We start from the raw sequence: 26802 nt of genomic DNA on the forward strand, positions 1-26802 counted from the left end.
AGTGCGATTGGTGAGACGGTGGCTTTGCCGCCACCGTCCCAAGTTCGTTATTGCCAACTGGAAAAGACTTCTCTTGTCAGTTCGCTTTCAGGGCGAAGGTTCTCGATACCTTCGTAAGGAACACCCTTTCCAAGTGGCAGATGCGGGTGTTTGGCAATGGTTTTTTGATGGCGCTTGACCATGTCCTGAAAGGACGCCCCTGACCACAAAGAGTACCCAACAAGGGGATGTTCTTCACGCGGGTCGCGGTAGACATTGAAAACAGGTGCCGCTGCGCCCGGCTGGCCGGGGGCAGGCAGGTGCATTTTAAACTCCTGTTTGACCACTGAGCGCAAGACCGGCCCCTCGTACACATAGACGTAGTCTCGGCGCGAGTTGCCTTCGCCCTCAAGCAGCAGCGCGGTCTGGTCAATCCCGTCAATCACACGGTCGCGCGGAATGCGGTCGGTTGCCCCTGCAATCCGGGCAAAGGTAGTGAACAGATCCGAGACATGCACGATATCACCAGCTGCGCTTCCCGGTTCGATTACTCCGGGCCACCGGATGAAGGCATCCGTCCGCACGCCGCCTTCCAGGTGCTGGGTCTTGCCGCCGCGATAAATCAGCTGGTTTAGACCTGATGTCCCCTCGTAGTGATACATCAAGCCATTGTCAGCCATGATCATGACGACGGTGCTGTCTGCCTTGCCAGTTTCATCGAGCTTGGCCAGAACTTCGCCGATCCAGCCGTCCAGAACCTGTAATTTGTCGGCATGGAAGCCACCATTGCGGGAAACGGCCTCATCAGGGTAGGCAAAGTTCAGCGGGTAGAGCGGCCAGTACTGCATGAAAAACGGGTCGTCCTGCGAAGCCAGCTTCTCCAATTCCTCCAATGCCTGACGCTGATAGCGCAGGTTCATTTCTTCGTATTTCGCCTGTGTCCATTCTTCGCCCGGCGCTATGTCTACTTCGCGAGCAAGGCCGCCCGCTTCACCTTCTACGCCAGTTACCAGCCCGTAGGGTTTGAACCGCTGGTCCAATTGAAACTGGTTGGACTGACCCGACGCATGGAAGCCAAGCATGTTGTTGGCAACCATCGCATCTCGTGTCATCAAGCTTAGCTGAACCTGCTGATGCAAGGGAAAGGCCGCCCAGTCAAACCCCTGATTGTGCGGGTAGGATTGTTCAATATCGCCCTGATGCCATTTCCCGACATGGGCGGTGTTGTACCCTTCTTCCTTCAGGATTTCGGCAATCGTCACCTCTTCGGACGCCAGGCCTTCACCGACCAGAGCAACCTTTACCTCCTCCACGCCCGCGCGCACCGGATGACGACCGGTCAACATCGCCGTTCGTGTCGGCGTGCAGGATGGCTCGGTATACATCCTCATCAAGGACATGCCTTCAGTGGCAAAATCGTTGATGTTGGGCGTATCGAAACCGGTGACGTAGTTCATCGTCCGGTTGCCCATCTGACCGAAACTGACATCGTCAATCAGAATGTAAAGAATATTAGGTGGTTTGCCGCCATTGGCGCCACGGATCTCGGAAAGCTTCGCTTCGATCTCCGTATCCTGAGCGTCCCATTGTTCGCCAAATTGCGCGCGGAGAAAGTGGAATTCTCCATCATGAATGATGGGCGCATCCTGAGCAAAGCTCGCACCAGCCATCATCACCATGGCCGAGGCCTGTTTCACTATCGATCTCATTGGTATCCCTTCCCCATTTTCGAATTACATTTTTCCTGCGCGCCGCAGCGACTGGGCGATTTCATCCCTAAGACCATCCAGGGTCTCGCGGATGTCACATCCAATTTGGTACGATTGGCTTCCCGGCTCAGCATTCATGGAGAGATACTCGTCGCTGAGAAGCTGGTAGTCTTGGCAGATCTCATCGAACACCGTGTCCGCGCGCCGTAAGTCAGCAATTGCGGCGCGGTGGTCGGGAAAAAGGGTATCAAGGTCGATGCCTTTCAATTTCAATGACTCGCTCGATGGATCAGAAGATTTACTGGAGTGTTGGACGAATTCACTTTTAACAATAGGTATATCGGGGCATAATACGGTATAGTAATGGATGTAACTCGCTGAAAATATGGAAGTATTTAGAGACAAGTCACCTCCTCTGAATGAGGGCATTGCGCCTGACGCTGAGGATGTACGGGCCGCACTTCAACGACTTGTCAGATCCTCGACTTTCGCAAGTTCACAGCGATTGCAGGACTTTCTTGTCTATGTGGTCGAGGAATCCCTTAACGGCAGGGCCGACGAAATACGTGCCAAAACAATCGCCATGGATGTCTATGGCGGGACCATGTCCGAGATGGCACGCAGAGAAAATGTGGTGCGGGTGGACGCTGGTCGCCTGCGTCGCAAGCTGGCCGACTATTATGTCGAAGATGGCCGCGAAGAAGTCACTGTTTTCGATCTGCCAAAAGGCGGATACGCACCTGAGATCTCGATTAGGTCGCCCGGGACGGATCAGCCTGAAGTTTCCGAGAGGGAAACTAAGAGGCACACTTGGCTTCGCCCGTTCGTTGGGATTACAGGGGTTTTCATTTTTATCTGTGTTGCTGCTGCAATTGCGTTAATGTCGACAAATCGTGGGGTTCCAGTCAACCTGCCAGTCGATGGCCTGAGCCAAGATGAGCGCAGCGCCATTTTTGATGCATCCCCCATGCGGCTTCAGGCCGTCAACCTGGCCAACTCAGGCCGCGATTTGATTTTTCCGGCGTTGGAGCCCGCGCGGCTGAACGGAGCCCTGACAATATTCAAAGGGGCAATCGAAAACGACGACAGCTATTTCGGAGGCCACGCAGGAGCCGCGCAGGTTGCAGCAATGATAGCGTTGGTTTCACCGGACGCCGATCCGACCGGGGACATGCTGCGTTACGCGGACACACAGGCCAGCAGGGCCATTGAATTGGCACCCGAAACGGGGTGGAGCCAATCTGCAAAGGCCTGGGTCGAATTTACCAAGGGAAATTGGCCTGAAGCTACGGAGTTCTCGTACAGGGCACAGCGTTTAGCACCAAACGACGTGCATGTGCTGGAGTTCGTCTCACTGATCTTGTTGTACGCAGGTGAGTTCGAAGAAGTCGTGATGATCAGCGAAGATGCGCTGTCGAAAATAGATTTGGACCGGGGTTATGTGTTTCAGAACGCGATGGGGTCTGCAAAGTTTCACCTGAAGGATTTCGAAGGTGCCGTTTCCGCCTTTGAGCAGGTGACCGAAAAGGGCGGCCCCGTCGGCCCTGTGTCTGTGGCTTATCTTTTGGCGGCTCACCAGATGCTGGGTAACGAAAGTGAAGCTCAGGCCTTGGCGGATAAACTCTCGCGTGAGTGGCCTGACAGTCGGGTGGATATTTTATTTCAGAGACTGTTCGCGGACCGGGCATACGGAGTGGAATTAGGTGAAGCTATGAAACAAGCCAATTGGAAGCCAAAAGTTAACGAATGAAGCTCGTGTCTTGGCTATCGGAGCCATTCCAGTACGAACTGGCCACGGTGGTTGTTTAACCAAACATCGTTTCCAGCTAGGAAGCGTTATAGCTCACTGCCTCATTGCCGCTGGAGTTCGCAGACGGCCCTAACCGGACTTTCACTTTGAGGGGAAGATTATTACCTTTTCTAGAAGTAGGCAGTCCTATTGTGCCTCACTCATCAGATCGCGAAGTAGTTCCGCATGGGTCTTTCTGGTCATCTGGCTTACGTTGAAACGTAGAAACGAGTTCTTGGATTGAGTTGGGCTAAAGACATTTCCGGGCGCCAGAACGACACCTTTCTTGAGAGCTTTTCGCGCTATCGCTGCAGCATCCTGTCCGTCTGGCAGCTCGCACCAAAGATAAAATCCACCTCTGGGTTTCACAAAAGGCCTAATGCCTAACGCTTCTAACTCGTCGGTTGCGCGGGTACGGGCGCGATCCAGTTTAGCCCTGAGCGCCTCCATGTGTTTGCGATAGCTACCGTCAGTGAGCGCCGAATGTAGCAATTCTGTCACCATAGGGCTTGGACCTCCGAAGCTGATCGCAACCTGAAGTTCGGTCAGGGAGACAATCCAGTCAGGACGCGCTGCAATAAATCCACATCGCAACGATGCCGACAGGGTTTTGGAAAAGCTTCCAATAGTGAGAACGCGGTTAAGCCCATCCAGGGAAGCCAGTCTTGGCGAAAGATCAGGTTCGAACTCAGAGAAAATGGCATCTTCCACGATTTGCAACTCATACGCTTCGGCCAGAGTCAGTACACGATGCGCAGTCGCCGCAGTTAGTGTCACACCTGTTGGGTTGTGCAATGCCGAATTGGTCAGATAGAGCCGCGGCCGCTCTTTCCTAAGCATGTTTTCAAATTGGGCAAGGTCGGGGCCGTTAGGCGTGTAGGGGACACTGACAATGGTAATCTGGTGTGCTCTCAGAAGGGCCTGAAAGTTGAAATAACATGGATCATCCACCAACACAGTATCGCCAGGCTTGAGTAGCAATCTGCAAATCAAGTCCAGCGCCTGCGATCCAGAATTGGTGAGCAAAACGGTATTGGGATCTACCTCTATGTTCTGGTCGCACAGCATTCGAGCCACATGCTGGCGCAGACCGGAATGACCCTGTGCACAGCTGTAATCTGTAAGCACATTGTCGCCTCCACGTGCCACACGGCGCATTGCTCGCCGTAGCGACTCGACAGGCATCCAATCGGCAGGCATCCAGCCACATCCAGGCTTTGCCATGTCCTGGCTGGCGTCTATCGATTGTCGCGCGACCCAAAGCGGATCAATCTCGCGCTCAAGCAGCGGTCCAGTTTGCGAAACCTCGAACGGTTGTACGCGGTCTGACACAAAAAAACCTGAGCCGCGACGAGCAAAGATAACTCCTTCAGCGGCCAAGACATCATAGGCCTCTACCACTGTCGAAGGTGACACGCCCAAGCGAGTCGCAAGGCCCCGGACTGAGGGAAGTTTGTCACCCGCACCAAGTGCCCGCGATCGAATAAGACGCGTGATATGTTCCATCACAAGAGCTCTACGGGTCGCAACGGCCATACTCGATCTCCTCTGTATGGGGCCATACAGCAGTACAGTTTTTTCCAATTGTATTGCTTTGTACCTGCGTTTGTCGCGCCACTCCAGCTACAAGGTTCAAAAAGGACCGTTAATTTATGAACTCCTCGTTTTCTGGTTGGGGCAGCGGACTGCTCGGTGTATTGATCTTCAGTGGGTCACTTCCCGCAACGAGGGTGGCGGTCAGTGGCCTAGACCCGTTCTTCCTGACATCCGCCCGAGCGGTTCTTGCGGCTGTACTTGCGCTTTCCCTGCTGGCCTTTTTCAAAGAAAAGCTACCTTCGCGTGAGAACCTGTTTTCTCTTGTGGTTGTAGCCTTGGGTGTAGTGATCGGCTTTCCGCTTTTAACAGCGCTGGCGCTACAGCACATCTCCGCTGCACATTCCATCGTTTTCATTGGCCTCCTGCCGCTAGCCACCGCGACATTCGGCGTTCTGCGCGGCGGAGAACGCCCGACCGCGTTGTTCTGGGTATTCTCGATCCTTGGCAGCTCGGCCGTCGTCGGCTTCGCCCTCAGCCAAAGCGCTGAAGTATCACTCGTCGGGGACCTCTTCATGGTCGCTGCCGTCCTCGCTTGCGGGTTGGGCTATGCGGAGGGTGCACAGATATCGCGTCGCTTGGGTGGATGGCAGGTGATTTCCTGGGCGCTGGTCCTATCCTTACCTTTTATGGCGGCTTTCGCGATTTTGACATGGCCCCCTACATCAAACGGGCTGACCCTGCCGGTCTGGCTCAGTCTAGGCTACGTCTCTATCTTTTCGATGCTGGTCGGTTTTATCTTCTGGTATCGCGGTTTAGCACTAGGCGGCACAGCAGGTGTCGGACAGCTTCAACTTCTCCAGCCGTTCTTCGGCCTGATCCTCGCGGCTCTTTTGCTCGCGGAGCCCGTTGCGCCGTCCATGATCGGGGTAACGATCTTAGTGGTGATTTGCGTAGCCGGGGCAAAGCGTTTCGCCAGGCGGCCGATTCCGGACTCATGATCCAAGATTAAGATATCCCAGTGCACCCATCGAACCTGCCGTTCGCCGCAAGCGCGAGATAAGAGGCTCCAAGAATTCGCACAACCTCAGTTGAATTTTAGGTCAGGCTACGCTTCGGGACCCAACCAATCCTGTGTCTTACCGTCGGCCTTCAATTTCTGAGCGAGCAAGCTCAGCTCTTTGTAGATAATTCCTGCAGCAGGGTGCCAAGCGGCTACATCTTTCGCTTGTTGCGAGACGACAAAGGTGTCGCCTCGTGATGCGGGTCCCGTAAGCGCTCCCAGTGGTCCATAGGCGGCAACATTCTCACAGGTGGCATGAAGCAGCGTGGTGTTCAGTTGCTTTGCAATGTCATCAGGCACTCCCGCGGTCCCCCAGGCTTCACGCGCGATCGCCTGCAAAACCACAGTGAAGTTATTCGAAATCACGGCGGCCGCATGATAGAGGCTTTTGCTATCGGAATTGATATGAAATGGGATTCCACCAATCTCGGTCAGAAAGTCTTTGATAAAATCCAAGGCAGAAACTTCGCCCTCAATGCCACAAAGTGTTCCCTCGAATTGCTGGATCGCGGTTGCCGGCTCTGCGAACGTAAGTACCGGGTGCACGCTGGCCAGTCGCCAGGCTAGCTTCTGAAGCGGCGCCATTTCGTCTGCCGGGAAAAAACCACTGCAGTGAAACGCAACTGGAGGCGGTTCATTGACATCGTGTTGACCAACAACTTTTGCGAGTTCGGTTGCTGCAATTGAAATCTGAGAATCCGGCACCGCCAAAATCCACAGGTCGGCCGGCGCTAAGTCTGCATATTTCTCCACCGCTCTGCCCATTCCCGCAATTTGGGCTGCGTTTTGCGCTGATCTAAATCGAGAACTCAGTATGTCCTGAACCGAATACTTGGATGAGTGTCGCAAAAGGCCGAGGATGGTTTGCCCCACGCGACCGGCACCAACAATATTTACTCTGATTTTTGCCATTCAATGGCCTCCGACCTATACGCTCTTGCTTCCTTAGGGAACATGCTAAGCGACAGACCAATTCATCAACACCAGTTTATCCAAGGCAACAATCAATCGGAGCGGCCCATTCCTGCCGTTCGACCTTGGTCACCTCCGCCGCGACGCGACCCGTCGGAGGAGACATTCGCCGCGAGCGCGAAAACGGGGGCCGGTCGAACTCAAAGTCAGCGGACAAAAACGGTCTTTTTTCCCCGGCCAGAGTCCTCGGGCACAACCTCATGAGGCTCAAGAAATTGCTGAGATGGAGGGACAATTTCGTATGAGCGATACCTGAACTGCGACTCCTTGTTCGTCACCTGACCGGACCGTACGCCAGCATGATGGGCTCACAGCGGATGTTGTCGGATCGACGCGTGGCCCGCGCGGACGGGTTCCGAACTCTTGGATTGCCCAGCTCGCGTTAGCCCGTCAGATCTGTTTGGACTACTAGTCAACCGCCGACATACACACCCGACTTAGGCCGATAGAAAATCTTCTGATCGTGCAGCCGCCCAAGCAGATCCTGAATTCGGTGCAAGCTGTCATTCCGTTCTTTCTTTTCGTCTTCGCTTTCACCAGGGGCTCCAACCGACAATGAGGTTAGTGCGCGCCGCAGGGATACTTCAATCAGATCGATGTCCTCGACTGAGAGTTCGAACAAATCGTTGTATTGGGGCATTCTGGTTACTCCTACCCGGGCGTGGGTTTCCAGAGTGCATCACGTTCCAAAGTAAATCCACCCTTGCATGATGCGGTGCTCAAGGTGGTTCTCAGAACTTTTTGGTTACTGGCCAACCGTAATGATCGCCGTATTTTTGGCTTAAAAGACAGTGTTTTTTAAGCCGACAAACAGTGAATTCGCTGCGTTTGCCCGAATGTCGGCTATGCTAACGCCTGCCAACCTGATGATCGCCAATCCAGGCGCGCTGATCCCAGGTTGTGATTTCACTCGTCAACCACCTCATCACAGGCCCTTGGTCGGTCGCGTTTATTGTGAGGAAATCCACCGTCCTCAGGATCGCGTCCTGTGCGAATTCGTACTCCAAAACCTTTAACTCGCCGCCTAAGATTTCTCGCTCCACCGAAACGACCGGCAACTCTGCCCAGCCCAAGCCACCTATCACAAGCGCCTTTCTGGTGATCGGGGTACTTTAGATCCAAATGTCCGGGCTGAAAATGCGGTCTCCAGCGATTGAAGCGACGGAACTCGGTTCCACTGCTTGACGGTATTGCGACAGGTCTTTCCGCCCCACGGTCGCCAGTTTAGCCAGCGGGTGGTCAGCGTGACACACGGGCACGACCCTCTGAAACCCGACGCCGAGGCATCTGTAGCTTTGAGCCTCCTTGGGTGCCTCACATACAAAAGCAGCGTCCGCATCACCTGATTGAACTGCCTTGAGAACAGAAGGCCTCGAAAGCTGCTCCACACGGAGTTCTAAGCTTGGGAACTTATCGGCTGTGCCAGTTAACAGGCTTCGAACACGATCCACCAACAACCCATCTTCGACAAAGAAGGAAAACCTGGGCTCAATAGATCCGCTCAGCGCTTCGGCTTGCCCTCGGAGCATGTCCATGCTGCTCAATACCGACCTTGCGTGCTTCAGTAATGACTCACCGGCATCCGTTAACACGGGGCGATAGCCATCTCTGTGGAATAGCGACAGATCCAGATCGATTTCCAGATTGGAGATCGTCGCGCTGACGGCAGATTGTGCTTTGCCCAGTTTTCGCGCAGCGGCAGAGAACGAACCACACTCAACTGCGGTGACAAAAGCGCGTAACTGCTCGATCTCGGGCATTCGTAACTCCATCGGAAAATCGTATGGACTTTAACTTTCTATATCTATCCTTCCTCTGATTAAAGAGCGTCTGATCAAGAGATTTCTGCTTTGAGGACACACGGTATGAAAGCGCACTCCCCATTGAGCTTGGCAGCGGTAATTGCGTGCACATTCACTGTCGGCACAGCGACCGCGCAAACAACAGCCTGCAGTACTGCTTTGGACATTGATCTGCCATCGGAGTGCAAAGACGTGACAGTTAGTCATCCGATCGACGGGCTTGAGAATTTTCGTGAACTCACGACACCTGATGCGGGGATCAAGCCCGGTGTGCTCTTTCGCTCGGATCAGTTGGACGGCCTTTCCGATGCCGCCATTGCCGAGCTGAATGGCCTCGCTATCGAGACCATTGTTGATTTGCGCACCCCGGAAGAACTGGAAACGCACCCAAACGCGCAGATTCCTTCGGTGGATTTCAACGTCAATCTGCCCATTGGCTCAGATCCAGCCGACATCGCCAAGATCATGCCCATCGAGATCGCGTCTCAAATCCGCCCTATGTGGTTTGAAGGCAAGTTCGATGAGATCAACCAGTTGCTTGCGGATCACGATGTCGACTTGCGCCAGATCAGGATTGACCGTTACCGGGATTTTGCGACCAAGTTTGATCCGCAAGTGTCCCGGTTCCTGCATCTGCTCACCGATGCGAACAACTTTCCGATGCTATTTCACTGCGCAGGCGGAAAGGACCGTACGGGATACATGGCGGCCGTCACCATGTTGACTTTAGGCTATTCCGAAGAGGATGCCGTGCGCGACTACCTGACCACCAATGCCTTCACCTACGACGAGCTCGAGCAACTGGTTGGCAAGGGCCCACACTCGCTGCGTCCGGCCTTCGGAGCGCATCCGGAACAAATCAAAGCCTCCCTTCAGGCGGTCAAGGATGCTCATGGTTCTTTTGACACTTATCGCCGCGATATTCTAGGCATTAGTGATGAAGAAGTGGAGTCGATTAGGCAAAACCTGCTTTTGCAGGACTGAGGCGCTGACAAAAGGATGAAATAGTTACAAAGGGTGGCCGCTCAATTTCTTCTCGCGGCGCGCAGCGTGGACCAATTGGCGGGGTGCGCCCGAAGTTCTTGACGACTTCAAGCTTGGGCATAGCGTGGTGGTAGCCGATGACGCCGGCAGCATTTCTCTCTCACCGGGCACCCTAACAAGAACTGACGCGAAACCTCAATCAGGCAATTGACGAACGGTTTGGTCTGTATGGCGGCAGCAAGTTTTATCATATCGCAGTCATTGTTGGCGGCTGCATGCTGGCCCCGCCAGGTGCACCGATCTTACTGAGCCCAAAGTCAGCCCTGATTGCCGAAGTTTCTATCTGGGATGATGCGCCAGACCATAAGCTGACCGATCAACCCAAACAATTCACAGTGCTTGAATAAACAACGCTGGCGTCCTTCATTGCAGGTTCAGCTCATATGCGCACGAAGCGGGAGCAGTTAGATGGCCTATCCGAAAACCCAGCTCAACAGATCGAAGCATGGCTTGTTCGGCAGCAAGAAGAAAATGCCTGGCTCAGTAGTCGCGGGATGGAAGGTCAGCCAGAACATCTGGAAGCGTCTTGGAACGATAAGAAGATGTTCGGCTCGCCAATAGCCGACATTCGGCAACCTGCGGCGTCAGTTGCTTCCGGGCTCGCAGCTGGCCTCGGAGCGAGCCCAGCATTGCCCCTACCACTTCTGTGTTAATCCAACTGACGATCCAAAGGACATCTGGCAAACTGCCTGTCGCTGCATCGCGACTTCACTGAACCAGTCGTCGTACATCGCGAAACATTTTTGGTACGTCCCAAGAACTATAAAGAATGTATTACGCAAATTTTGGACGCTCTGGAACGCATTGGGGCCCGAGAGGAATTGGCTCAACCAACCCTATCCACAGTAGAAACCGACGATGGGCTACTCCGTTCGTTAATCCCTCACCTTGCAGGAAACAAAAACGATCTTCTTCTTTTGTTTTTTGACCGCCTGAACGAGCGTGGGAAGGCGAAGTTAGGCACATTGATAACTATTGAGGGTCAAGACGTCTGCGCCGAACATGTATTGAATCTGCTTCTTGATGGTCTTCTAGGTGATGAACATCTCAGCAAAATGGTAGATGAGCTTTGGCCTTGCGCGAATTCAGACCAGTTTATTCAAGCGCGGTTATAGGGCCTGTATCACCGGATATGTGACGAATTGACTGATAGCATGGCGGCCGAAGGGAACGGCGTAGTCAAAGCTGATCGTTTTCATCAGTCCTAGAAATTTGAACCTTTAGCACCCAGGACATCAATTGAGGTGACGGCTAACCTGATCGAACAGGAACATCGGTTCATAAAACGTCGTATTCGGCACATGTGCGGGTTCAAATTGTTTAAATTCACCCCGGTTACTTTGGAAGTCATCGAGGTCTCCAATATGCTCCGGAAGAGGCAATTCCAGAACACAGTGACGTCTGGATTTCTGCTATTTGCAGAGATCGCAGAATATGTGCGACTAGTAAGTCGCCGCCTCAGACCGCTTTAGAAGTTTGCGACACATCCTGTCGCAGTGCATGATTTTGCAGCGGGGGCAGTGGTTCGGTCCACTAAGCTAAATGCAAAATGTTCTGGAAGCTCCCGAGTCAGTCTGGTCGAAATACCCTACACTTGGGTTTGGGAAATTTTCCGCCAATAAGAAGAGTAACACGCTAACAAGAAACAACACAGTGACAGCTTCGATGGAAGTAAGAATGCCAACCAGTTTTTTTTAACTGGTCCTCCCAAAGGCGTAGGTAAACAGCAAGGAACTACGTTTCGCCGTTTTCTTGGCGTTAATAAAGCGCAAAGATGCACCATAATTTACTGATTAATAAGCGCAAAAATTAAACATTAGGCTAATCCTAATGTTTGGTGAGGAAGTCAGTTATTAGAAGGATCGCGCTGCACGTATATACCTGAGTGGAATTTCGCAATGCTCGGGGAGGCGCAATTGTCTGACAAGGTAAATATCGCGATCGACGTGCGGGATGCAGTAAAACGCTACGGCGATTTTACGGCGCTCAAGACGATCTCGCTGTCGATCATGGACAATGAGTTCTTTACACTCCTTGGCCCGTCCGGGTGCGGCAAGACAACTCTGCTGCGAATGATCGCCGGTTTCGAGGCCGTAACCGAAGGTGCCATCTACCTCTATGGTGATGAGATAGAGAACCTGCCGCCCAACAAACGCCCAGTTAATACAGTTTTCCAGAACTATGCGCTGTTTCCGCATATGACCATTCTGGACAACGTGGCGTTCGGATTGGAAATGCGGGGCAAGTCGAAATCCGAGGCACGAAAGAAATCAGGTGAGATGCTGGAGCTGGTGCAGCTTTCCCAATTCTCGGCACGTAAGCCCAGCCAGTTGTCGGGTGGTCAGCAGCAGCGTGTTGCGCTTGCCCGGGCCCTGGCACCGCAACCCAAGGTTCTATTGCTGGATGAACCATTATCTGCGCTGGACCTAAAACTGCGCAAGGCGATGCAACTGGAGCTGAAGCACCTGCAGCGCGAAACCGGGATCACCTTTATCTTTGTCACCCACGATCAGGAAGAGGCCCTGACAATGTCTGACAGGATCGCGGTCATGTCGGCAGGCGAGTTGCAGCAGCTGGGTGCACCGACCGATATCTATGAGCGTCCGCACAACATGTTCGTGGCGGATTTTATCGGCGAAACAAACCTTTTGGAGGTCTCCGTCGATGGTATTGATAACGGCCGCGCAACCTGTCATCTGGGCGGTGGGCATGAGTTGACTTGCAACGCCGTCGACGGGGTTGGCGTTGGGTCCAAGGTCCACATGTCGATCCGCCCCGAACGTCTGTATATGTCCGCAGTGCCGGTTGAGACCGAAGGCCTGCACGGGCGCGTGAAAGACAACATCTTTGTCGGCACCGACATCACCACAATAGTGCATCTGGACGAGGGTCCCGATTTCGTGGTGCGCACTTCGAATTCGGATCGTGGCAACAAGCGTATCTTCGAGCCGGGTGCCGAAATGTTCGTCAACATGGAGCTGGGGGCCGCGCGCCTCCTGGTGGACTGATGGCGGCGGGTGCAGCAAGCGGCGGCAGCGCAACGACAGACACCTATAAAGAGGCCCGTACATGGCTGTTGTTGCCCGCATGGGTGACGCTGTCCATTCTGGTGCTGGCCCCAGTTCTCATGATGCTGATCTACTCTTTCCTGACGAAAGAATTCCGCGGGGGTGTGATCTGGGAATTCTCTCTGGCTGCCTACGATCAATTCTTCTTTGATCGCGGCTTGTTCGGGGACGAGCCCCCCAAGATTGAGTGGACCTATATCACTATTTTCTGGCGCTCGATCTGGCAGGCGGCGGCGGCGACGCTGCTGAGCCTCGCGATCGGGTTTCCGACCGCCTATTTCATTGCGACCCGGTCCGAGAACATGCGCCCGGTCTGGGTATTCCTGATCACCATCCCGTATTGGGTGAACCTGCTGATCCGGACCGTGTCGATGAAATTCCTGCTGCGGGATCAGGGGCCGCTCAATGATTTTCTGATGAATATCGGCCTGATCGACAGCCCCCTGCACATTGTAAATACGAACTTCGCGGTGCAGCTGGGCCTGTTCTATTCGTACCTGCCCTTCATGGTGTTGCCGATTTATGCGGCGGTCGAACGCTACAACTTTGCCCTGTCCGAGGCAGCGGCGGACCTTTACGCATCGAAATGGACGACGCTGCGACGGATCTTGCTTCCTGCGGTCAAACCTGGCGTGTTTGCGGGCTGTATTCTGGTCTTTGTCCCTTCGATGGGATCGTTCCTTGCACCTGACCTGCTAGGTGGTGCCAAGAACTTCATGATCGGTTCATTGATCGAAGAACAGTTCAAGGGCAATGCTGGCAACTGGCCGTTTGGTGCGGCGGCATCGATGGTCCTGCTGACGATGGTGTTGATCATTCTGATGTTCTCGGCCCGGCAACAAGCCAAAGCCGACAAGGCGGGGGGCTGACCAATGGCAAGCAAGCAATTCGACATCAAGTCATATCGCGGATTCAAGGGTATTACACTGCTGTGTCTGGTCATCCTTTATGCGCCGCTGGTCGTGGTCACGATCTACAGCTTCAACGCTTCACAATCGCTGACCAACTGGGAAGGTGTATCGCTGCGCTGGTATGCAGATGTGTTTACCGGCCCAGAAAGCGGCAAGTTCAAAACGGCAGCGAAGAACAGCTTCATCATCGCAATCATCGCGGCAACTACGGCAACGACCATCGCGACCCTGGCGGCGACGGGGATGGTGCGCGGGGGTAAGTTCCGTTTTCGCACTGTGTCTTTCGGGTTGATCAGCCTGCCGCTGATGGTGCCGGAAATCGTGCTGGCGGTTGCGACCTTGATCTTCTTCAATTCGATCGGTTTCGAACGCGGGCTTCTGACGATCCTGCTGGCCCATATCGCGTTCTGCATTCCCTTTGCCTACCTGCCGATCTCAGCCCGCATGCAGGGGATCGAAGACAGCTATGAACAAGCGGCACTGGATCTCTATGCCACGAAACGGCAGGCATTCACCAAAATCCTTTTGCCATTGATGATGCCCGGCATCATCTCGGGCTTCCTGCTGGCGTTCATCGTCAGCCTGGATGATTTCATCATCACCAATTTCGTGAAGGGTGCGGGCGTCGAAACGCTTCCTACCGCGATCTTTGGCTCGGTCAAGCAGGGGATCAAACCGAATATCATGGCGATTTCGACCATGTTGCTGAGTGTGTCCATCGTCATGGTCACGATCAGCTATTTCGTCAGCAAGTCTGACAACACAAAATAACCAACAGATGGAGAGTCACATGAAACATATGATGAAAAGCGGCGTCGCTGCTCTTGCCTTGGCCATTGGCGCAAATGCCGCAGCAGCCGAGGGCGAACTGGTTCTGTACCACTGGTTCGAATACATCCCGCAAGAGCTGCTGGATAAGTTCACCGAAGAAACCGGCATCACTGTCACCATGGACACATACGACTCGAACGAGTCCATGTTGGCTTCGCTCAAGGCTGGTGGCATCGGCACTTATGACGTTTCTGTGCCTGGTGATTACATGGTCTCGATCATGGCGGGTGAAGGCATGCTGGACACGATCGCCGATGGTGAGCTGAAGAACAAAGGCAACATCGCCCCCGATTGGGCCGATCCCAGCTTTGACCCCGACCGCCAATCTTCGATTCCGTATCAGTGGGGCTCGACCAGCTTTGCAGTTAACCGCGATGCTTATGACGGGGACATTCAAACCACCGACATATTGTTCAACCCGCCGGCTGAATTGCAGGGTCGCATCAACATGCTGGACAGTCAGGGCGAAGTGATGGCCATGGCCGCGTTGCACATGGGCATTCCGCAGTGCTCCACAGATCGTGAACAGCTGAAGGCGCTGAACGCCATGCTGCAAGAAGCCAAACAGCATTGGGCCTCGTTCAACTCAGACACCGCGAAAGAGGTACTGGTTTCGGGCGATGCGGCTGTAGGTCAAATCTATGACGGTTTCTCTGCCAAGGCGCGCGAAGAAGGCGCCAACGTCGAATACGCCTATCCGACACAAGGTTACATTGCGTGGATGGATAACGTGGTTCTGCTGAAAGATGCGCCCAACCGCGGCAACGCGCTGATCTTCATGGATTTCCTGCTGGAACCTGAGAACATCGCTGCCGTGACCAACTTCGCGCAATACAACGCGGGCGTGAACGGGGTGGAAAGCTTTCTGGACCCAGCGCTGGCAGCGCAGCCTGAAAAGAATCCACATGCCAATGCCGGACCGGGTGTCTTTATCGAAGTTTGCGATGAGGAAACTCAGGCGGTGTACGACCAAATCTGGACCAATCTGAAGAAGTAATTCAGGTCACATACTTATCTTGAATGCCCCTGGTTTCCGCCGGGGGCATTTTGGTTTGTGGCAAACCCCTTGTTGTTCACCGCCTGATATCTTCGAGGATGCGATCCATCATTGCGTCGCAAGCGTTCAGTTGACTGATCTCCAGGTACTCATCCGGTTTGTGGCCCTGACGTTCCATTGATCCGGGCCCGCAAACAACAGTCGGCACGCCCAGTTCGCTGAAGAACCCGGCCTCTGTACCGAAGGCCACCTTTGTGGTGACGTTGCTTTGCGCCAGTTTCTGCGCATAGGCAATGACGCCTTCGGTCTGGGCGACCTCCAGTCCGGGATAGGCGTTATACTGTTCAACCTCGATACGCGCCTCGGGACACAGGTCCTGATACTGTGCACCGACCCTGATGGCCGCCTCCAGAATTTGTGACAAGATGTCTTTGCCATGATCCGAGGCGACATGACGGTATTCAAATGTCAGTTCAGCGCGATCCGGCACAATATTCAACGCCTTGCCGCCAGACATCATGCCCACATGGAACGTGGTGTAGGGCACCGAATAGGCCGGGTCGCTGTTGCCGCTTTTGGCATAGGTTTCTTGCAACGCGCGCAGTTCACCTACAAAATCAGTTGCCAGGAGCAGCGCGTTGACGAATTTCGGGGCCAGAGCTGAATGCCCGCTTTGGCCGTGGCAGACGGCACGCAGCGCGGCTTTTCCCTTGTGGCCGACGGCCACCTGCATCTCGGTCGGTTCACCCACAAAACAGGCGCGTGGCTGGCCCAGCATAGGGGCGAGCCGGTCCAGCATGTGCTGGATGCCGACACAGCCGACCTCTTCATCATAAGAAAGCGCGATCTTGAGAGGTTCGCGCAGATCAGCCCCGGCGGCACGATCCGCCAGCGCCATGACAGAAGCCACGTACCCCTTCATATCCGTGGTGCCACGCCCATAGACGCGATTGCCTTCACGGGTCAGGCGGAATGGGTCCTTGGTCCAACTTTGGCCTTCGACCGGGACAACATCAGTATGCGCGGATAGTAGTACGCCATCACCCGCAGGTCCTTTTTCGGCATAAAGCCCGGTCTTGTCGCCGCCAGGGTCGGTGATGCGATGAACGGTGAATCCGCGCGCCTCCAAAAACTCTTCGACATAAGCGGCAAGCTCAAGGTTCGAGTTTTTGCTGACCGTATCGAAGCCAACAAGCCTGTCGAGAATATCCAGGGTAGAGGTCATAGGATTGAACCTGTTTTTTGGTTTGACAGCCGCTTTGGTCTTGGCTGTGAGAGGGTCATTCTCTCCAAGCCTATACGACGGGCAAAATACTTAAATCTGGGAATGGCGAAGCAGAGGTTAGGAGATCTCTAAGTCACGCAATCACCCTTCGTCCTGCGCAAAAAGACCAGGAAGCGATCCTGAATCTACGGCATGAGCACAATGATCAATGAATGCTCTTGATGTGTTTGTTTCATTCTCGGCCCGCGCGCGCAGCAAGCCAAGACGCATTGGGCGCATTTCCCCGGCCAAGGGCACAAAGATCAGCTTTTTGCCATCCGGCGACAAAACGTTGAGGGGGCGGATATTGGCAATCGAAAAACCGAACCCGTTCGCCACCAAAGATCGCATGACCGACATATCTGCGGTGCGCTCCGCGATATTCGGTTTGATATTGGCTTCGCGGAAAAAGGACAGAAAATACTCACCACTGAATGGCAGGTCCAGCAAGACCATTGGGCTGTCCTGCAGGTCGGGGATCGTCAGCTCGCTGTGATTTGCCAGCGGATGACCTTCGCTCAGAACGACATAAGGTGGCAGTTCATGGAGTGGCCGGAATTCGAGATCGGCGGGAATGTCCAGATCGTAAGTCAGGGCGATGTCCAGTTCAGCCCGGCGCAACTGGCTGAAAATAACGGCCTGATTCAGTTCACGCTGTTCGATACGTACATCGGGATAGGTGTCCTCAAAGTCGCGTCGCAACCCCGGTAGAACAATCTGAGCAAATGTAACCAGACACCCGACGGACAGGATACCCTGTACCTTCCCGGTGATTTCCCCGGCCAGTGTGGCCAGCAACTCGGCCTCGCGCAGAACGAACTCGGTACGTTCCATGATTTTGTGCCCGGCCTTGGTCAGCGACAGACCACGCGCGTGTTCGCGCACAAAAAGGGCGACGCCGAATTCCACTTCCAACTGGGTGATCGCCGCCGAGATCGACGGCGACGAGACGTTCAGCTTGTCGCTGGCGGCTGCGATGCTGCCTGCCTTTCCGACGGCCACAAAATACTCAAGCTGTCGCAGCGTGTATCTGAAAGGCAAAGGCGCATCTCCGCGGTCTTGCGGATCAAGCCTTGTACTTGATCCAAGTCGTTTTCAAAGCAGTATACTTTTCAAGCGAGTGCAATGACAAATCGCGCCCAAAGCCTGACTGCTTCATGCCTCCAAACGGCGTCATTGCAGACAGCGCGTCTACCGTATTCACCGAAACGGTCCCTGCCATCAGCTTGTCTGACACCCGGCAAGCGCGGGACAGGTTATCGGTCCAGACTGACGCTGCCAGCCCATAGACCGAGTCATTGGCCATCGTCACGGCCTGGTCTTCGGTGTCGAAGGGAATGACTGACAGGACGGGGCCAAAGATCTCATCGCGCGCCAGCGGGTTGTCATGGTCTACGTCGTCGAAGATGGTCGGTTGGACAAAGCAGCCCTTGCCATCCAATGTGATCCGTTCGCCCCCAGTCACAAGGTTGGCGGTTTTCTTGCCTTCCTCGACAAAGCGCATGATCCCCTGTGTCTGCTTTTCATCAACGATGGCACCCATTTTCGACGCCGGGTCCAGCGGGTCACCGGGTTGCATCGCCTGCGCACGGGCGATCAGCTTTTCGACAAACGCATCCTTGACCGAGCGTTCCACGTATAGCCGCGAATTGGCCGAGCAGACCTCGCCCTGATTGAAGAAGATGCCAAAGGCGGCCATGTCAGCGGCCGAGTCCAGATCCTCGCAATCGGCAAAGATCAGATTGGGGCTTTTGCCACCTGTTTCCGGCCAGACCTGTTTCAGATTCGACTCGCCCGAATACTGCATGAACATCTTGCCGATTGCGGTCGACCCGGTGAAGGCAAGGCAGTCCACATCCATATGCAGACCCAGCGCTTTGCCCGCAGTCACGCCAAAGCCAGGCACGACGTTGAATACACCATCCGGAACGCCAGCCTCAGCCGCCAGTTCCGCCAGTCTCAGCGCTGACAGGGGCGACTGTTCGGCCGGTTTCAGCACAACCGAGTTGCCGGCCGCAAGCGCCGCGGCGGCTTTCCATGTGGCCATGTCCAGCGGGAAGTTCCACGGTGTCACTGCTCCGATCACGCCCAGAGGAACACGTTTGACCAGCGCCAAATCGCCAGGCCCGGTTGGGGCGACTTCGTCATAGACCTTGTCGATAGTCTCGGCATACCACTGGAAGAAATGCGCCGAACCGGGGGCATCGATAGTGGCAGCATCCGTCACTAATTTGCCCATGTCGAGACTGTCCAGTAGCGCCATCTCTTCCAGATTGTCGCGGATCAGGTCGACCAGTTTCAGCATCACCGCCTTGCGGTCACCGGGGGCCATGCGCGACCAGCGGCCATCCTCGAATGCGGCGCGGCCTGCGGCGACGGCACGGTTGATGTCTTCCTCATCGCATTCGGCAACCTGAGTCAGCACTGCGCCTGTGGCGGGATTTATGCTATCAAAGGTCTTGCCCGATGTGGCATCGACAAACTTGCCGTCAATGAAAGCCTGCCCACGAAATGACAGACCGGCGGCGCGACTTTTCCAATCTTCGTGCGTATAATCCAACATGATGTCTCTCTCGCTGATTATTCGTCGCCGGGTACGCCATAAGAAGGCGCTTCTCTCGGGTCGAGCGCGCGCTGAATATAGGCGTCCAGCTGCGGTTTATAGATGTCCCAGGCGGTTGCGATGGCCTCAATCGGGCAACCCTCGGTCCAGTCGCATCGTAGATCGGCTACCGGCCAGCTGACCTTGTCGACGATCTTCATGCCTGCTGAATGTACCGGACCGGCCTCGCCCCCCGCGTCCAGACCGGCGCGCATGGCTGCGATCAGGCGGTCTCCGATATGACCCGAGGCCGACAGAAACCCGTCGACGATGGCCTGCGGGACGCCGTCGTTGTCCAGAAGATTGCCACCCGAGGCGACGTTTTCGGCCTGCGCTTGTGTCCAGATGCCAAGGCTGTTGGGACCGGAATGGATCGCCGTGCGTCCAGCGGTGTCCACGGCCAGAACCTGACGGTACTCAATGAATTTCATGCGGGCCGTCATCTCGGCGATGGCCTCAGGCGCGGTTTTACCTTGTTCCATCAGATCCAGCGTCAGCGGGCCAAGGCTGGGGTCGGTTACGTTCTGCGATGCGACAGCACCGACACTGGCGCGGGCAAACGAACAGCGGGCGGCCACGGCGGGTGAAGACGACGAAATCGCCAACCCGAACATGCCGGTATCGGCACAACGGGCGACCAGTGAAAAAGTCATATAGACCTCCTTAACGACAAAGACCGGGCTGCGCGGGGTGAGAGCGTAAGTGCGCAGCCCGGTATCCTCAAATGATCGGCAAGATCAGTCGGGAATGACTGCGGTGCCGTCAATCTCAACCAACCAGTCCGGGCGTGCGAGTGCCTGAACCACCAGCCCCGTCGAGCAAGGGTAGACCCCTTTGATATACTCGCCCATGGTGCGATAGACGGCCTCGCGGTGGCGGACATCAGTGATGTAGACGACGACCTTGACCAGATGTTCCATTGAACCGCCGGCCTCTTCGATCAGCTGCTTGATGTTCTGCATGACCTTGTGGGTCTGCTCGACCGGATCGTGGCTGTCGATATTGACCGCATCATCCAGGTTCTGCGGACACTGGCCACGCAGGTAGACGGTTTTTCCACCTTGCGTGACGACGGCCTGACACAGGTCGTTATCGAGGTTTTGCTCGGGGTAGGTTTCTTTGGTGTTGAATTTGCGAATGCGTGTGTGCGCCATTTCGGTGTCCTGTTGTCTTATTCTGCGGCTGCTGGGGCGATGATAGCCGCCTGACCATCGTAATCGGCATAGGCGCGCTGGATCGCAATCTGATCGGCTATGTATTTCGCATCGTGCCAAACGCCCCAAATGAAGGTGGAGCCACGACGTGACTGCCAAGGCAGGCCAAGGAAGTATATGTCAGGTTCGACCGAAACGCCGCGCTGGTGGATCGGCGCGCCTTTGGCGTCAAATGCGTCCGCCTTGATCCAACTGAAATCCTGACGGAAGCCCGTGGCCCAGATGATCGTGGAAATACCTTCTTTGGTAAAGTCGACTGACCCAAGCGGATTGGTCAAACAGTTCGGGTCTTCAAAGGGTTCGCGCGCCTCAGACTCTTCCGGCAGATCAATTCCGGTGCGTTCCACATAGGCGTCAGCAAGATCAAGCATCTCTAGATAATTGGCGTCGCCTGCGGCTACGTTGCGCTGCAGATCATCCGCGAAGCTGAGAACGCCGTTCTCGAAGTTTTTGGTCATACCAGTAAGGGTGACCCCCTCATTTCCAAGCCGGCGGAAATCCATCGTATGCCCACCATGGGCCCCGCTAACTGAGATGGTGACATGCTCGGTTCCGGGTTTTTGCGCAGCGATATCCCAAAGTCCCAGCACGCCCAGCCACCAGACATTGTCGCGACCGCGGTATCGGCGAGGCGGGCGGTCATGCGGACCAACCGACAAAAAGACCTTGCGGCCTGCGCGGTTCAACTCGTCCGCGATCTGCGCGCCGGACGACCCGGCACCGACCACCATCACGGCACCTTCTGGCAGTTGGTCGGGGTTCTTGTAGTAGAAGGAGTGGATTTGCTCGACACCAGCCGTTGCCGGCACGATCGGCGGAATGACCGGTTGCTGGAACGCGCCCGTGGCGGCCACAATGCGTTTGGCATGAATCTCGCCGGCAGAGGTTTCAACCTTGAAGCCTCCTTCACCCGGCAGACGTTCTGCTTTCAGCGCCTCTACACCTTCGCGAATGGGGGCTTTGACCATTTCGGCGTATTCGACAAGATATTTGGCAACCCGGTCCTTAGGCACGAACGCATCGGGGTCGTCGCCGTTGAACTGCAGGCTGGGAAAACGGTCATGCCATGCCGGGCCATTGGCAACCAATGCGTCCCAACGACCGGTACGCCATGCTTCTGCAGTGCGGTTCTTTTCCAGAATGATGTGGGGCACATAGTTGTTTGCCAAGTGCTCGCTCAGCGCGATACCAGCCTGTCCGCCGCCAACAACCAGCGTATCCGTTTTCTCAATGGACATGTGTCGGTTCCCTATAACTGCATCTCGAATTGACCCTGAGAGGTCATTGCCATCGCTCATTACATGCCGGTCTTGGAGGACGAGCGATCACAATGGACCGAACGCCTTGCACTTTCAGAATTCGGACATCAGCACCTAACCGGTGAGCTAGCCGATACCTGGGTAACGGCCGCTTTGGATTGCCGCATTCTGTGCCACTCCAGCACGCTATGCACGTTTCCAGGTTAAGGTTTCACAAGTTCGAAACAGGTGAAATAACTGTCTAACTTACTCTTAATTAGGCTTTGGCTAACTTGTCGGGTTTTATGTTGAGCTCCCAAGCAGTTGCCTATTCTCCGACAGATAAGGCGCGATCAGGTAATACAGTTCCCCCTGCGAAGAGATCTGGCATTTCCGGTAAAGTTGCTTGCGCAAGACCTTTACGGTCTGGGGGCTAATGCCAAGTGTCAGGCCAATAGAAATCGACGAATGTCCTTGCAGGATCAACAGCGCCACCTGGGCCTGTCTTGGGCTTAGGCTGATGTCCTGCTCGGCGGACATGCGCCGGCGCAGTTGTTCAACGGTATCTTCCGGCTCACCTTCAATCGGGGGCTTGATGTCTGGCCAGTTCATTCTGACCAGCGCACTAACCACTGGCGCGATGTGTTTAGCCGCGCTGTAGTCTCTGGACGAGAACCGCGATGCGGTGGTTGCGTCCCTGCCGATACAGACTGTGATTGAACTGATCGGGGTAAGGCAGGCGAAATAAGCAAGCTCATCTGTCAGCGTTGTGTTGGCGTAGTAGGATTTGAAGTACTCGTTGCGCTGAAACTGATCAGGGGCGACATCGGTTAAACGATAAAGACCGTCTGCAGCGCGGCTTTGATGTAGGCCAAAGAACGGATCCAGCAGATAGGCTCCTTTGACATAGTGGCTGTCGATGCGCTCAAAAACACGACTGTCGCGAGCGTGGGTCATCAGAACCTGGGGCGCACGATCCTTAAAAAAGGCGATGATCGCGAAGTTATCGAATGAGCATGTCGCATCCAGCCAACGGTGCAATGCATCACCGAAGCGTTCTGATCCGATTGCCATAATTGCGGTCGACAAGGCGTCTGGTGCCGAAATTTGTGACATATTCGGGTACCCCCTTGGGGGTATATACCCCCTGAAATCGCCAAAGTAACGTAAATACTCAATTTAGGTGGTATGTATCCGCCGGCGCGATCATGGCCCGAACAAGGGACGCGCCGGATCAGCAGAACTGCTACAGGAAAACAAAGGGGTTGATCATGGCTAAAGATACGCTCGACATTCTTTCGCAGGATAAGCACCTGATTCAGTCTTTCGCCGATCTGGACGCGCTAAAGAAGCAGGGCGCTCGCACCGTCATATCGCGGGCAAAGGGCGCCTACGTTTATGACAGCGACGGAACAGAGCTGATCGACGGAATTGGCGGTTTATGGTGCGTCAATATCGGCCATGGCAATGACGAGATGATTGCCGCGATCTCGGATCAGTTGAAAACACTGGACTATTACTCGACCTTCTACAACTTTACACACCCGGCAGCGGCGGCGCTGGCCGAGAAGATCGCTCAGCTTGCGCCGGGTCATCTGAATTCGGTCTATTTCAGCAATTCCGGTTCGGTCGCAAATGACAGCGCCATTCGGATGCTGCACCATTATAATATCCGCAAGGGAAAGCCAGAAAAGAAGCTGGTTCTATCGCGGCACGGCGCCTATCACGGATCGACTCATCTGGCGATGGCGATGACCACACCTGGCTATTCCGAAGGTTGGCACGCGGCCAGCGAACTCGTGCATCACCTGCGCTCACCCCACTACTGGCGCGAATGCGGCGAGATGACCGAGGGTGAGTTCCTTAACGATCTGATCGACGATCTGACCGCCAGTATTGAGCGGATTGGCGCAGAAAACATTTGTGCGTTCATCGCCGAGCCGATCCAGGGCGCAGGCGGTGTTGTGACCGCACCTAAAGGTTATCACAAGCGCGCGTGGGAGGTCTGTAAGGCCAACGATATCAAATACGTCGCCGATGAGGTCGTCACCGCCTTTGGCCGTCTTGGGCACTTTTTTGCCTCGGAAGATGTGTTCGACATGGTGCCAGACATCATCACCACGGCCAAGGGCTTGACCTCAGGCTATCAACCGCTTTCGGCCACGATCGTCTCGGATGATATTCACGAAGTGATCTCGGGGCCCGACGGTATGTTCCTGCATGGCATGACCTATTCGGGCCACCCTGCGGCAGCGGCGGCAGGTCTGACCAACATCGCGATTATGGAGCGCGAGCAGATCCCGCAGCGGGTGCAAACAACCGGTACCCGTTTCGAATCCAACTTGCGCGGTCTGACCGACATCGAAATGGTCGGCGAAGTGCGTGGTAGCCATTTCATGATGGGGATCGAATTCGTCAAAAACCGCGCCAGCAAGGAAAGTTATCCGGATGAGGCGCAAGTGGGGCTGAAAGTAGCCCAAGCCTGCCAGAAACGCGGCCTGATCGCACGCCCCTTGGGTAACGTGCTGATCTTGTCCCCGACATTGATCATGGACGAGCCCATGATTGATCGCATCGAAGCCATCCTGCGCGACTCCATCACAGAAGTTGCCGCCGGTCTTTAGATCTTGATTTACTGGGACTGACGGCCCTCCGTGAACCCTATCAGCCAGCCTTAAGGAGCCAGCCATGCGCGATCCACGCTATGATATTCTGTTCGAGCCGATGCAGATCGGCCCTCTGACCGCCAAGAACCGGTTCTATCAAGTTCCCCATTGTAACGGCGGCGGATATCGTGATCCCTCGGCGGCGGCTGCGATGCGTGGGATCAAGGCTGAAGGCGGCTGGGGTGTGATCTTCACCGAGCAGTGCGAGATGCACCATACGTCTGAGATCACACCCTTTATCGAGCTGCGTCTGTGGGAGGACAAGGACATCCCGCAACTGCGCAAGATGTCGGAACGGATGAAAACACATGGCGCTTTGGCGGGCATTCAGCTGGCATATTCCGGCATCAACGGGCCGAACCTCTATACCAAAGAAGTGCCGCTGGCCCCTTCGGCCCTTCCCATTCGGACTTTCACAAACGACCCGGTTCAAGCGCGCGCGCTGGACAAGCAGGACATCAAAGACCTGCGCCGTTGGTTTGTGAACGCTGCCAAACGGTCAAAGGACGCAGGATTTGACTTGATCTGTCTTTATGGTGCGCACGGGTTTGGTATCTTCCAACATTTCCTCAGCCGTGCCACCAACCAGCGCAACGACGAATATGGCGGCAGTCTGGAAAACCGCGCCCGGTTCAGTCAGGAGGTCATCGCCGATATGCGCGACGCGGTGGGTGATACGATGGCGATCACGTTGCGGGTTAGCCTGGATGAAACCATCGGTGAGCTTGGCTTTTCGAATGCCGAGGTGCGCGACTATATTGAGATGAACAAGGACCTGCCGGATCTTTGGGATTTGGCGCAAGGAACTTGGGAAGACTGTTCTGGCCCTTCACGTTTCAAGGAAGAGGCCGCGCAGGAAGAACTGGTGCGTGGTATTCACGATCTGACCGACAAGCCTATTGTCGGCGTGGGCCGGTTCACTTCACCAGACGTTATGGCCAAGATGATCAAGTCCGGCACTCTGGATTTCATCGGTTGCGCCCGTCCATCCATCGCCGATCCGTTCCTGCCCAAAAAGGTCGAAGAAGGCCGGATTGATGACATCCGCGAATGCATCGGCTGCAACATCTGCATCACGGGCGACATGACCATGTCGATCAGTCGTTGCACCCAGAACCCGACCTTCATGGAGGAATGGCGCAAGGGCTGGCACCCCGAGAAGATGAACGAAAAAGGTGATAGCTCGAACGTGCTGATCGTGGGCTCGGGCCCTGCGGGGCTTGAGGCCGCGTGGGCGCTGTGTCGCCGCGGCTACGACGTTGCCGTGGCCGAGGCCCGCGATGTTATCGGAGGCCGTGTGGCGCGCGAACGTCTGTTGCCGGGCCTATCGGCCTGGGGTCGGGTAGTGGACTATCGTGACTATCAACTCAGCCAGCGCCCAAACGTGGAAATCTATCGCGAAAGCGAGCTGGATGCTGAAAGCATTCTGGAGTTCGGCTTCGAAAACATCTGTATCGCCACAGGAGCGACATGGCGCAACGATGGTGTCTCGCGTCAGCACGTTGTGCCGATGCCAATTGCTGAAGGCGCCAGGGTCTATACCCCGGACGATCTGATGGATGGCACAATCCCATCCGGCCGCGTGGTGGTGTACGATGACGACCACTATTATATGGGTGGTGTTCTTGCCGAACTGTTGGCCAAGAACGGCGCGCAAGTGACGCTGGTTACACCATCGGCTTATGTCAGTGACTGGACCAACAACACGTTGGAACAGATCGCCATTCATCCAAGGCTGGTCGACGCGGGGGTCGAGATCGTGCTCAACCAAGGCGTCACTGAAATCCACCCGGATCATGTGGTCTCAAACTGTGTCTACACCGATCGCACCTGGAAGATCGAGGCAGATGCTGTTGTGATGGTTGCATCCCGTCTGGAAAACAACGGCGTATTCAATGATCTGAAGGCACGCGAAGCGGACTGGGCAGATGCAGGCATCAAGTCGGTCAAACTGATCGGCGACGCCAACGCACCGGGTCCGATCGCTTGGGCAACCTATGCCGGTCACCGCTATGCACGGGAACTCGATGGTAAAGGTATTGGTGACGCTTTGCCCTTCCGCCGTGAAATTACAGAACTTGCGGTAGACTAATATATTTGTGGGGTTTTGGCGGCGAAGT

General features: G+C 55.1%; 22 protein-coding genes. 9 read left to right on the top strand and 13 right to left on the bottom strand.

The genetic code is table 11. The features are described 5' to 3' along the window. Positions 1-47 precede the first annotated feature (47 nt). Positions 48-1688, bottom strand: a complete 1641-nt coding sequence (locus AC2FID_RS16260) for a sulfatase-like hydrolase/transferase (protein WP_496837711.1) — start codon at positions 1686-1688, stop codon at positions 48-50. A 24-nt stretch (positions 1689-1712) separates the two neighbouring features. Further along, entirely contained in the window at positions 1713-1961 is a 249-nt protein-coding gene (locus AC2FID_RS16265) for a hypothetical protein (RefSeq protein WP_496837712.1), read from the bottom strand. 112 nt (positions 1962-2073) lie between these two features. On the opposite strand from AC2FID_RS16265, the gene AC2FID_RS16270 reads away from it, so the two are divergent. After that, positions 2074-3438: a tetratricopeptide repeat protein gene (locus AC2FID_RS16270; protein WP_496837713.1), complete on the top strand. Its 1365-nt coding sequence runs from the start codon at positions 2074-2076 to the stop codon at positions 3436-3438. Positions 3439-3624: 186 nt separating this feature from the next. On the opposite strand, the gene AC2FID_RS16275 is transcribed toward AC2FID_RS16270, so the two are convergent. Then, a complete protein-coding gene (locus AC2FID_RS16275) occupies positions 3625-5013 on the bottom strand; it encodes an aminotransferase-like domain-containing protein (RefSeq protein WP_496837892.1) in 1389 nt (462 codons plus the stop codon). Between the two features lie 116 nt (positions 5014-5129). On the opposite strand from AC2FID_RS16275, the gene AC2FID_RS16280 reads away from it, so the two are divergent. After that, positions 5130-6011, top strand: coding sequence for a DMT family transporter (locus tag AC2FID_RS16280; RefSeq protein ID WP_496756634.1), 882 nt, complete (start codon positions 5130-5132; stop codon positions 6009-6011). Positions 6012-6118: 107 nt separating this feature from the next. On the opposite strand, the gene AC2FID_RS16285 is transcribed toward AC2FID_RS16280, so the two are convergent. The 3 genes from AC2FID_RS16285 to AC2FID_RS16295 all read right to left on the bottom strand — a co-directional run bounded on the left by AC2FID_RS16285 (position 6119) and on the right by AC2FID_RS16295 (position 8805). Continuing rightward, on the bottom strand, positions 6119-6985 hold the full coding sequence (locus AC2FID_RS16285; protein ID WP_496837716.1) for a Rossmann-like and DUF2520 domain-containing protein: 867 nt from the start codon (positions 6983-6985) through the stop codon (positions 6119-6121). A 472-nt stretch (positions 6986-7457) separates the two neighbouring features. After that, positions 7458-7685, bottom strand: coding sequence for a hypothetical protein (locus AC2FID_RS16290; protein ID WP_282170395.1), 228 nt, complete (start codon positions 7683-7685; stop codon positions 7458-7460). 472 nt (positions 7686-8157) lie between these two features. Beyond that, positions 8158-8805, bottom strand: a complete 648-nt coding sequence (locus AC2FID_RS16295; RefSeq protein WP_496837717.1) for a LysR family transcriptional regulator — start codon at positions 8803-8805, stop codon at positions 8158-8160. A gap of 201 nt (positions 8806-9006) precedes the next feature. On the opposite strand from AC2FID_RS16295, the gene AC2FID_RS16300 reads away from it, so the two are divergent. From AC2FID_RS16300 to AC2FID_RS16320, 5 genes are all read left to right on the top strand, one after another. After that, entirely contained in the window at positions 9007-9831 is an 825-nt protein-coding gene (locus AC2FID_RS16300; RefSeq protein ID WP_496837719.1) for a tyrosine-protein phosphatase, read from the top strand. A gap of 1958 nt (positions 9832-11789) precedes the next feature. Then, entirely contained in the window at positions 11790-12899 is a 1110-nt protein-coding gene (locus AC2FID_RS16305; protein WP_496837720.1) for an ABC transporter ATP-binding protein, read from the top strand. Next, a complete protein-coding gene (locus AC2FID_RS16310) occupies positions 12899-13828 on the top strand; it encodes an ABC transporter permease (RefSeq protein WP_108862424.1) in 930 nt (309 codons plus the stop codon). The genes AC2FID_RS16305 and AC2FID_RS16310 overlap by 1 nt, the downstream gene beginning before the upstream one ends. Positions 13829-13831: 3 nt before the next feature. Then, on the top strand, positions 13832-14641 hold the full coding sequence (locus AC2FID_RS16315) for an ABC transporter permease (RefSeq protein ID WP_496837722.1): 810 nt from the start codon (positions 13832-13834) through the stop codon (positions 14639-14641). Between the two features lie 19 nt (positions 14642-14660). Next, entirely contained in the window at positions 14661-15698 is a 1038-nt protein-coding gene (locus AC2FID_RS16320) for an extracellular solute-binding protein (RefSeq protein ID WP_282120978.1), read from the top strand. Positions 15699-15774: 76 nt separating this feature from the next. Here the strand turns inward: AC2FID_RS16320 and argE are convergent, their stop codons facing one another. From argE to AC2FID_RS16355, 7 genes are all read right to left on the bottom strand, one after another. Further along, complete coding sequence (argE, locus tag AC2FID_RS16325) at positions 15775-16923, bottom strand: acetylornithine deacetylase (protein ID WP_496837724.1); 1149 nt, start codon at positions 16921-16923, stop codon at positions 15775-15777. 141 nt (positions 16924-17064) lie between these two features. Next, positions 17065-18003, bottom strand: coding sequence for a LysR substrate-binding domain-containing protein (locus tag AC2FID_RS16330; protein WP_496837726.1), 939 nt, complete (start codon positions 18001-18003; stop codon positions 17065-17067). A 25-nt stretch (positions 18004-18028) separates the two neighbouring features. After that, positions 18029-19525 (bottom strand): aldehyde dehydrogenase, encoded by a 1497-nt coding sequence (locus AC2FID_RS16335; protein ID WP_496699054.1) that lies wholly within the window; start codon positions 19523-19525, stop codon positions 18029-18031. Between the two features lie 17 nt (positions 19526-19542). Next, on the bottom strand, positions 19543-20217 hold the full coding sequence (locus tag AC2FID_RS16340) for a DUF1028 domain-containing protein (RefSeq protein ID WP_282153277.1): 675 nt from the start codon (positions 20215-20217) through the stop codon (positions 19543-19545). A gap of 84 nt (positions 20218-20301) precedes the next feature. Further along, positions 20302-20718, bottom strand: a complete 417-nt coding sequence (locus AC2FID_RS16345) for a RidA family protein (RefSeq protein WP_282120982.1) — start codon at positions 20716-20718, stop codon at positions 20302-20304. A 17-nt stretch (positions 20719-20735) separates the two neighbouring features. Beyond that, positions 20736-22016, bottom strand: a complete 1281-nt coding sequence (locus AC2FID_RS16350) for a flavin-containing monooxygenase (protein WP_496837728.1) — start codon at positions 22014-22016, stop codon at positions 20736-20738. A 303-nt stretch (positions 22017-22319) separates the two neighbouring features. Beyond that, positions 22320-23132, bottom strand: coding sequence for a helix-turn-helix transcriptional regulator (locus AC2FID_RS16355; RefSeq protein WP_496837730.1), 813 nt, complete (start codon positions 23130-23132; stop codon positions 22320-22322). A gap of 155 nt (positions 23133-23287) precedes the next feature. Here AC2FID_RS16355 and AC2FID_RS16360 point away from each other — a divergent pair, with 155 nt between their 5' ends. Both AC2FID_RS16360 and AC2FID_RS16365 read left to right on the top strand, forming a co-directional pair. Next, positions 23288-24640, top strand: a complete 1353-nt coding sequence (locus AC2FID_RS16360) for an aminotransferase class III-fold pyridoxal phosphate-dependent enzyme (protein WP_496837732.1) — start codon at positions 23288-23290, stop codon at positions 24638-24640. A 64-nt stretch (positions 24641-24704) separates the two neighbouring features. After that, positions 24705-26774: an oxidoreductase gene (locus AC2FID_RS16365; protein WP_496837734.1), complete on the top strand. Its 2070-nt coding sequence runs from the start codon at positions 24705-24707 to the stop codon at positions 26772-26774. The last annotated feature ends 28 nt before the right edge of the window (positions 26775-26802 follow it).

This window comes from Ruegeria sp. CDSC068 (assembly GCF_059610545.1).

Excerpts from the sequence above, each read along its gene's own strand:
- AC2FID_RS16310 (WP_108862424.1), top strand. The coding sequence starts at position 12,899 with ATGGCGGCGGGTGCAGCAAGCGGCGGCAGCGCAACGACAGACACCTAT.
- AC2FID_RS16335 (WP_496699054.1), bottom strand. The coding sequence starts at position 19,525 with ATGTTGGATTATACGCACGAAGATTGGAAAAGTCGCGCCGCCGGTCTG.
- AC2FID_RS16340 (WP_282153277.1), bottom strand. The coding sequence starts at position 20,217 with ATGACTTTTTCACTGGTCGCCCGTTGTGCCGATACCGGCATGTTCGGG.
- AC2FID_RS16350 (WP_496837728.1), bottom strand. The coding sequence starts at position 22,016 with ATGTCCATTGAGAAAACGGATACGCTGGTTGTTGGCGGCGGACAGGCT.
- AC2FID_RS16345 (WP_282120982.1), bottom strand. The coding sequence starts at position 20,718 with ATGGCGCACACACGCATTCGCAAATTCAACACCAAAGAAACCTACCCC.
- AC2FID_RS16260 (WP_496837711.1), bottom strand. The coding sequence starts at position 1,688 with ATGAGATCGATAGTGAAACAGGCCTCGGCCATGGTGATGATGGCTGGT.
- AC2FID_RS16355 (WP_496837730.1), bottom strand. The coding sequence starts at position 23,132 with ATGTCACAAATTTCGGCACCAGACGCCTTGTCGACCGCAATTATGGCA.
- AC2FID_RS16315 (WP_496837722.1), top strand. The coding sequence starts at position 13,832 with ATGGCAAGCAAGCAATTCGACATCAAGTCATATCGCGGATTCAAGGGT.
- AC2FID_RS16360 (WP_496837732.1), top strand. The coding sequence starts at position 23,288 with ATGGCTAAAGATACGCTCGACATTCTTTCGCAGGATAAGCACCTGATT.
- AC2FID_RS16305 (WP_496837720.1), top strand. The coding sequence starts at position 11,790 with ATGCTCGGGGAGGCGCAATTGTCTGACAAGGTAAATATCGCGATCGAC.
- AC2FID_RS16270 (WP_496837713.1), top strand. The coding sequence starts at position 2,074 with ATGGAAGTATTTAGAGACAAGTCACCTCCTCTGAATGAGGGCATTGCG.
- AC2FID_RS16285 (WP_496837716.1), bottom strand. The coding sequence starts at position 6,985 with ATGGCAAAAATCAGAGTAAATATTGTTGGTGCCGGTCGCGTGGGGCAA.
- AC2FID_RS16295 (WP_496837717.1), bottom strand. The coding sequence starts at position 8,805 with ATGCCCGAGATCGAGCAGTTACGCGCTTTTGTCACCGCAGTTGAGTGT.
- AC2FID_RS16275 (WP_496837892.1), bottom strand. The coding sequence starts at position 5,013 with ATGGCCGTTGCGACCCGTAGAGCTCTTGTGATGGAACATATCACGCGT.
- AC2FID_RS16320 (WP_282120978.1), top strand. The coding sequence starts at position 14,661 with ATGAAACATATGATGAAAAGCGGCGTCGCTGCTCTTGCCTTGGCCATT.
- AC2FID_RS16365 (WP_496837734.1), top strand. The coding sequence starts at position 24,705 with ATGCGCGATCCACGCTATGATATTCTGTTCGAGCCGATGCAGATCGGC.
- AC2FID_RS16280 (WP_496756634.1), top strand. The coding sequence starts at position 5,130 with ATGAACTCCTCGTTTTCTGGTTGGGGCAGCGGACTGCTCGGTGTATTG.
- AC2FID_RS16290 (WP_282170395.1), bottom strand. The coding sequence starts at position 7,685 with ATGCCCCAATACAACGATTTGTTCGAACTCTCAGTCGAGGACATCGAT.
- argE (WP_496837724.1), bottom strand. The coding sequence starts at position 16,923 with ATGACCTCTACCCTGGATATTCTCGACAGGCTTGTTGGCTTCGATACG.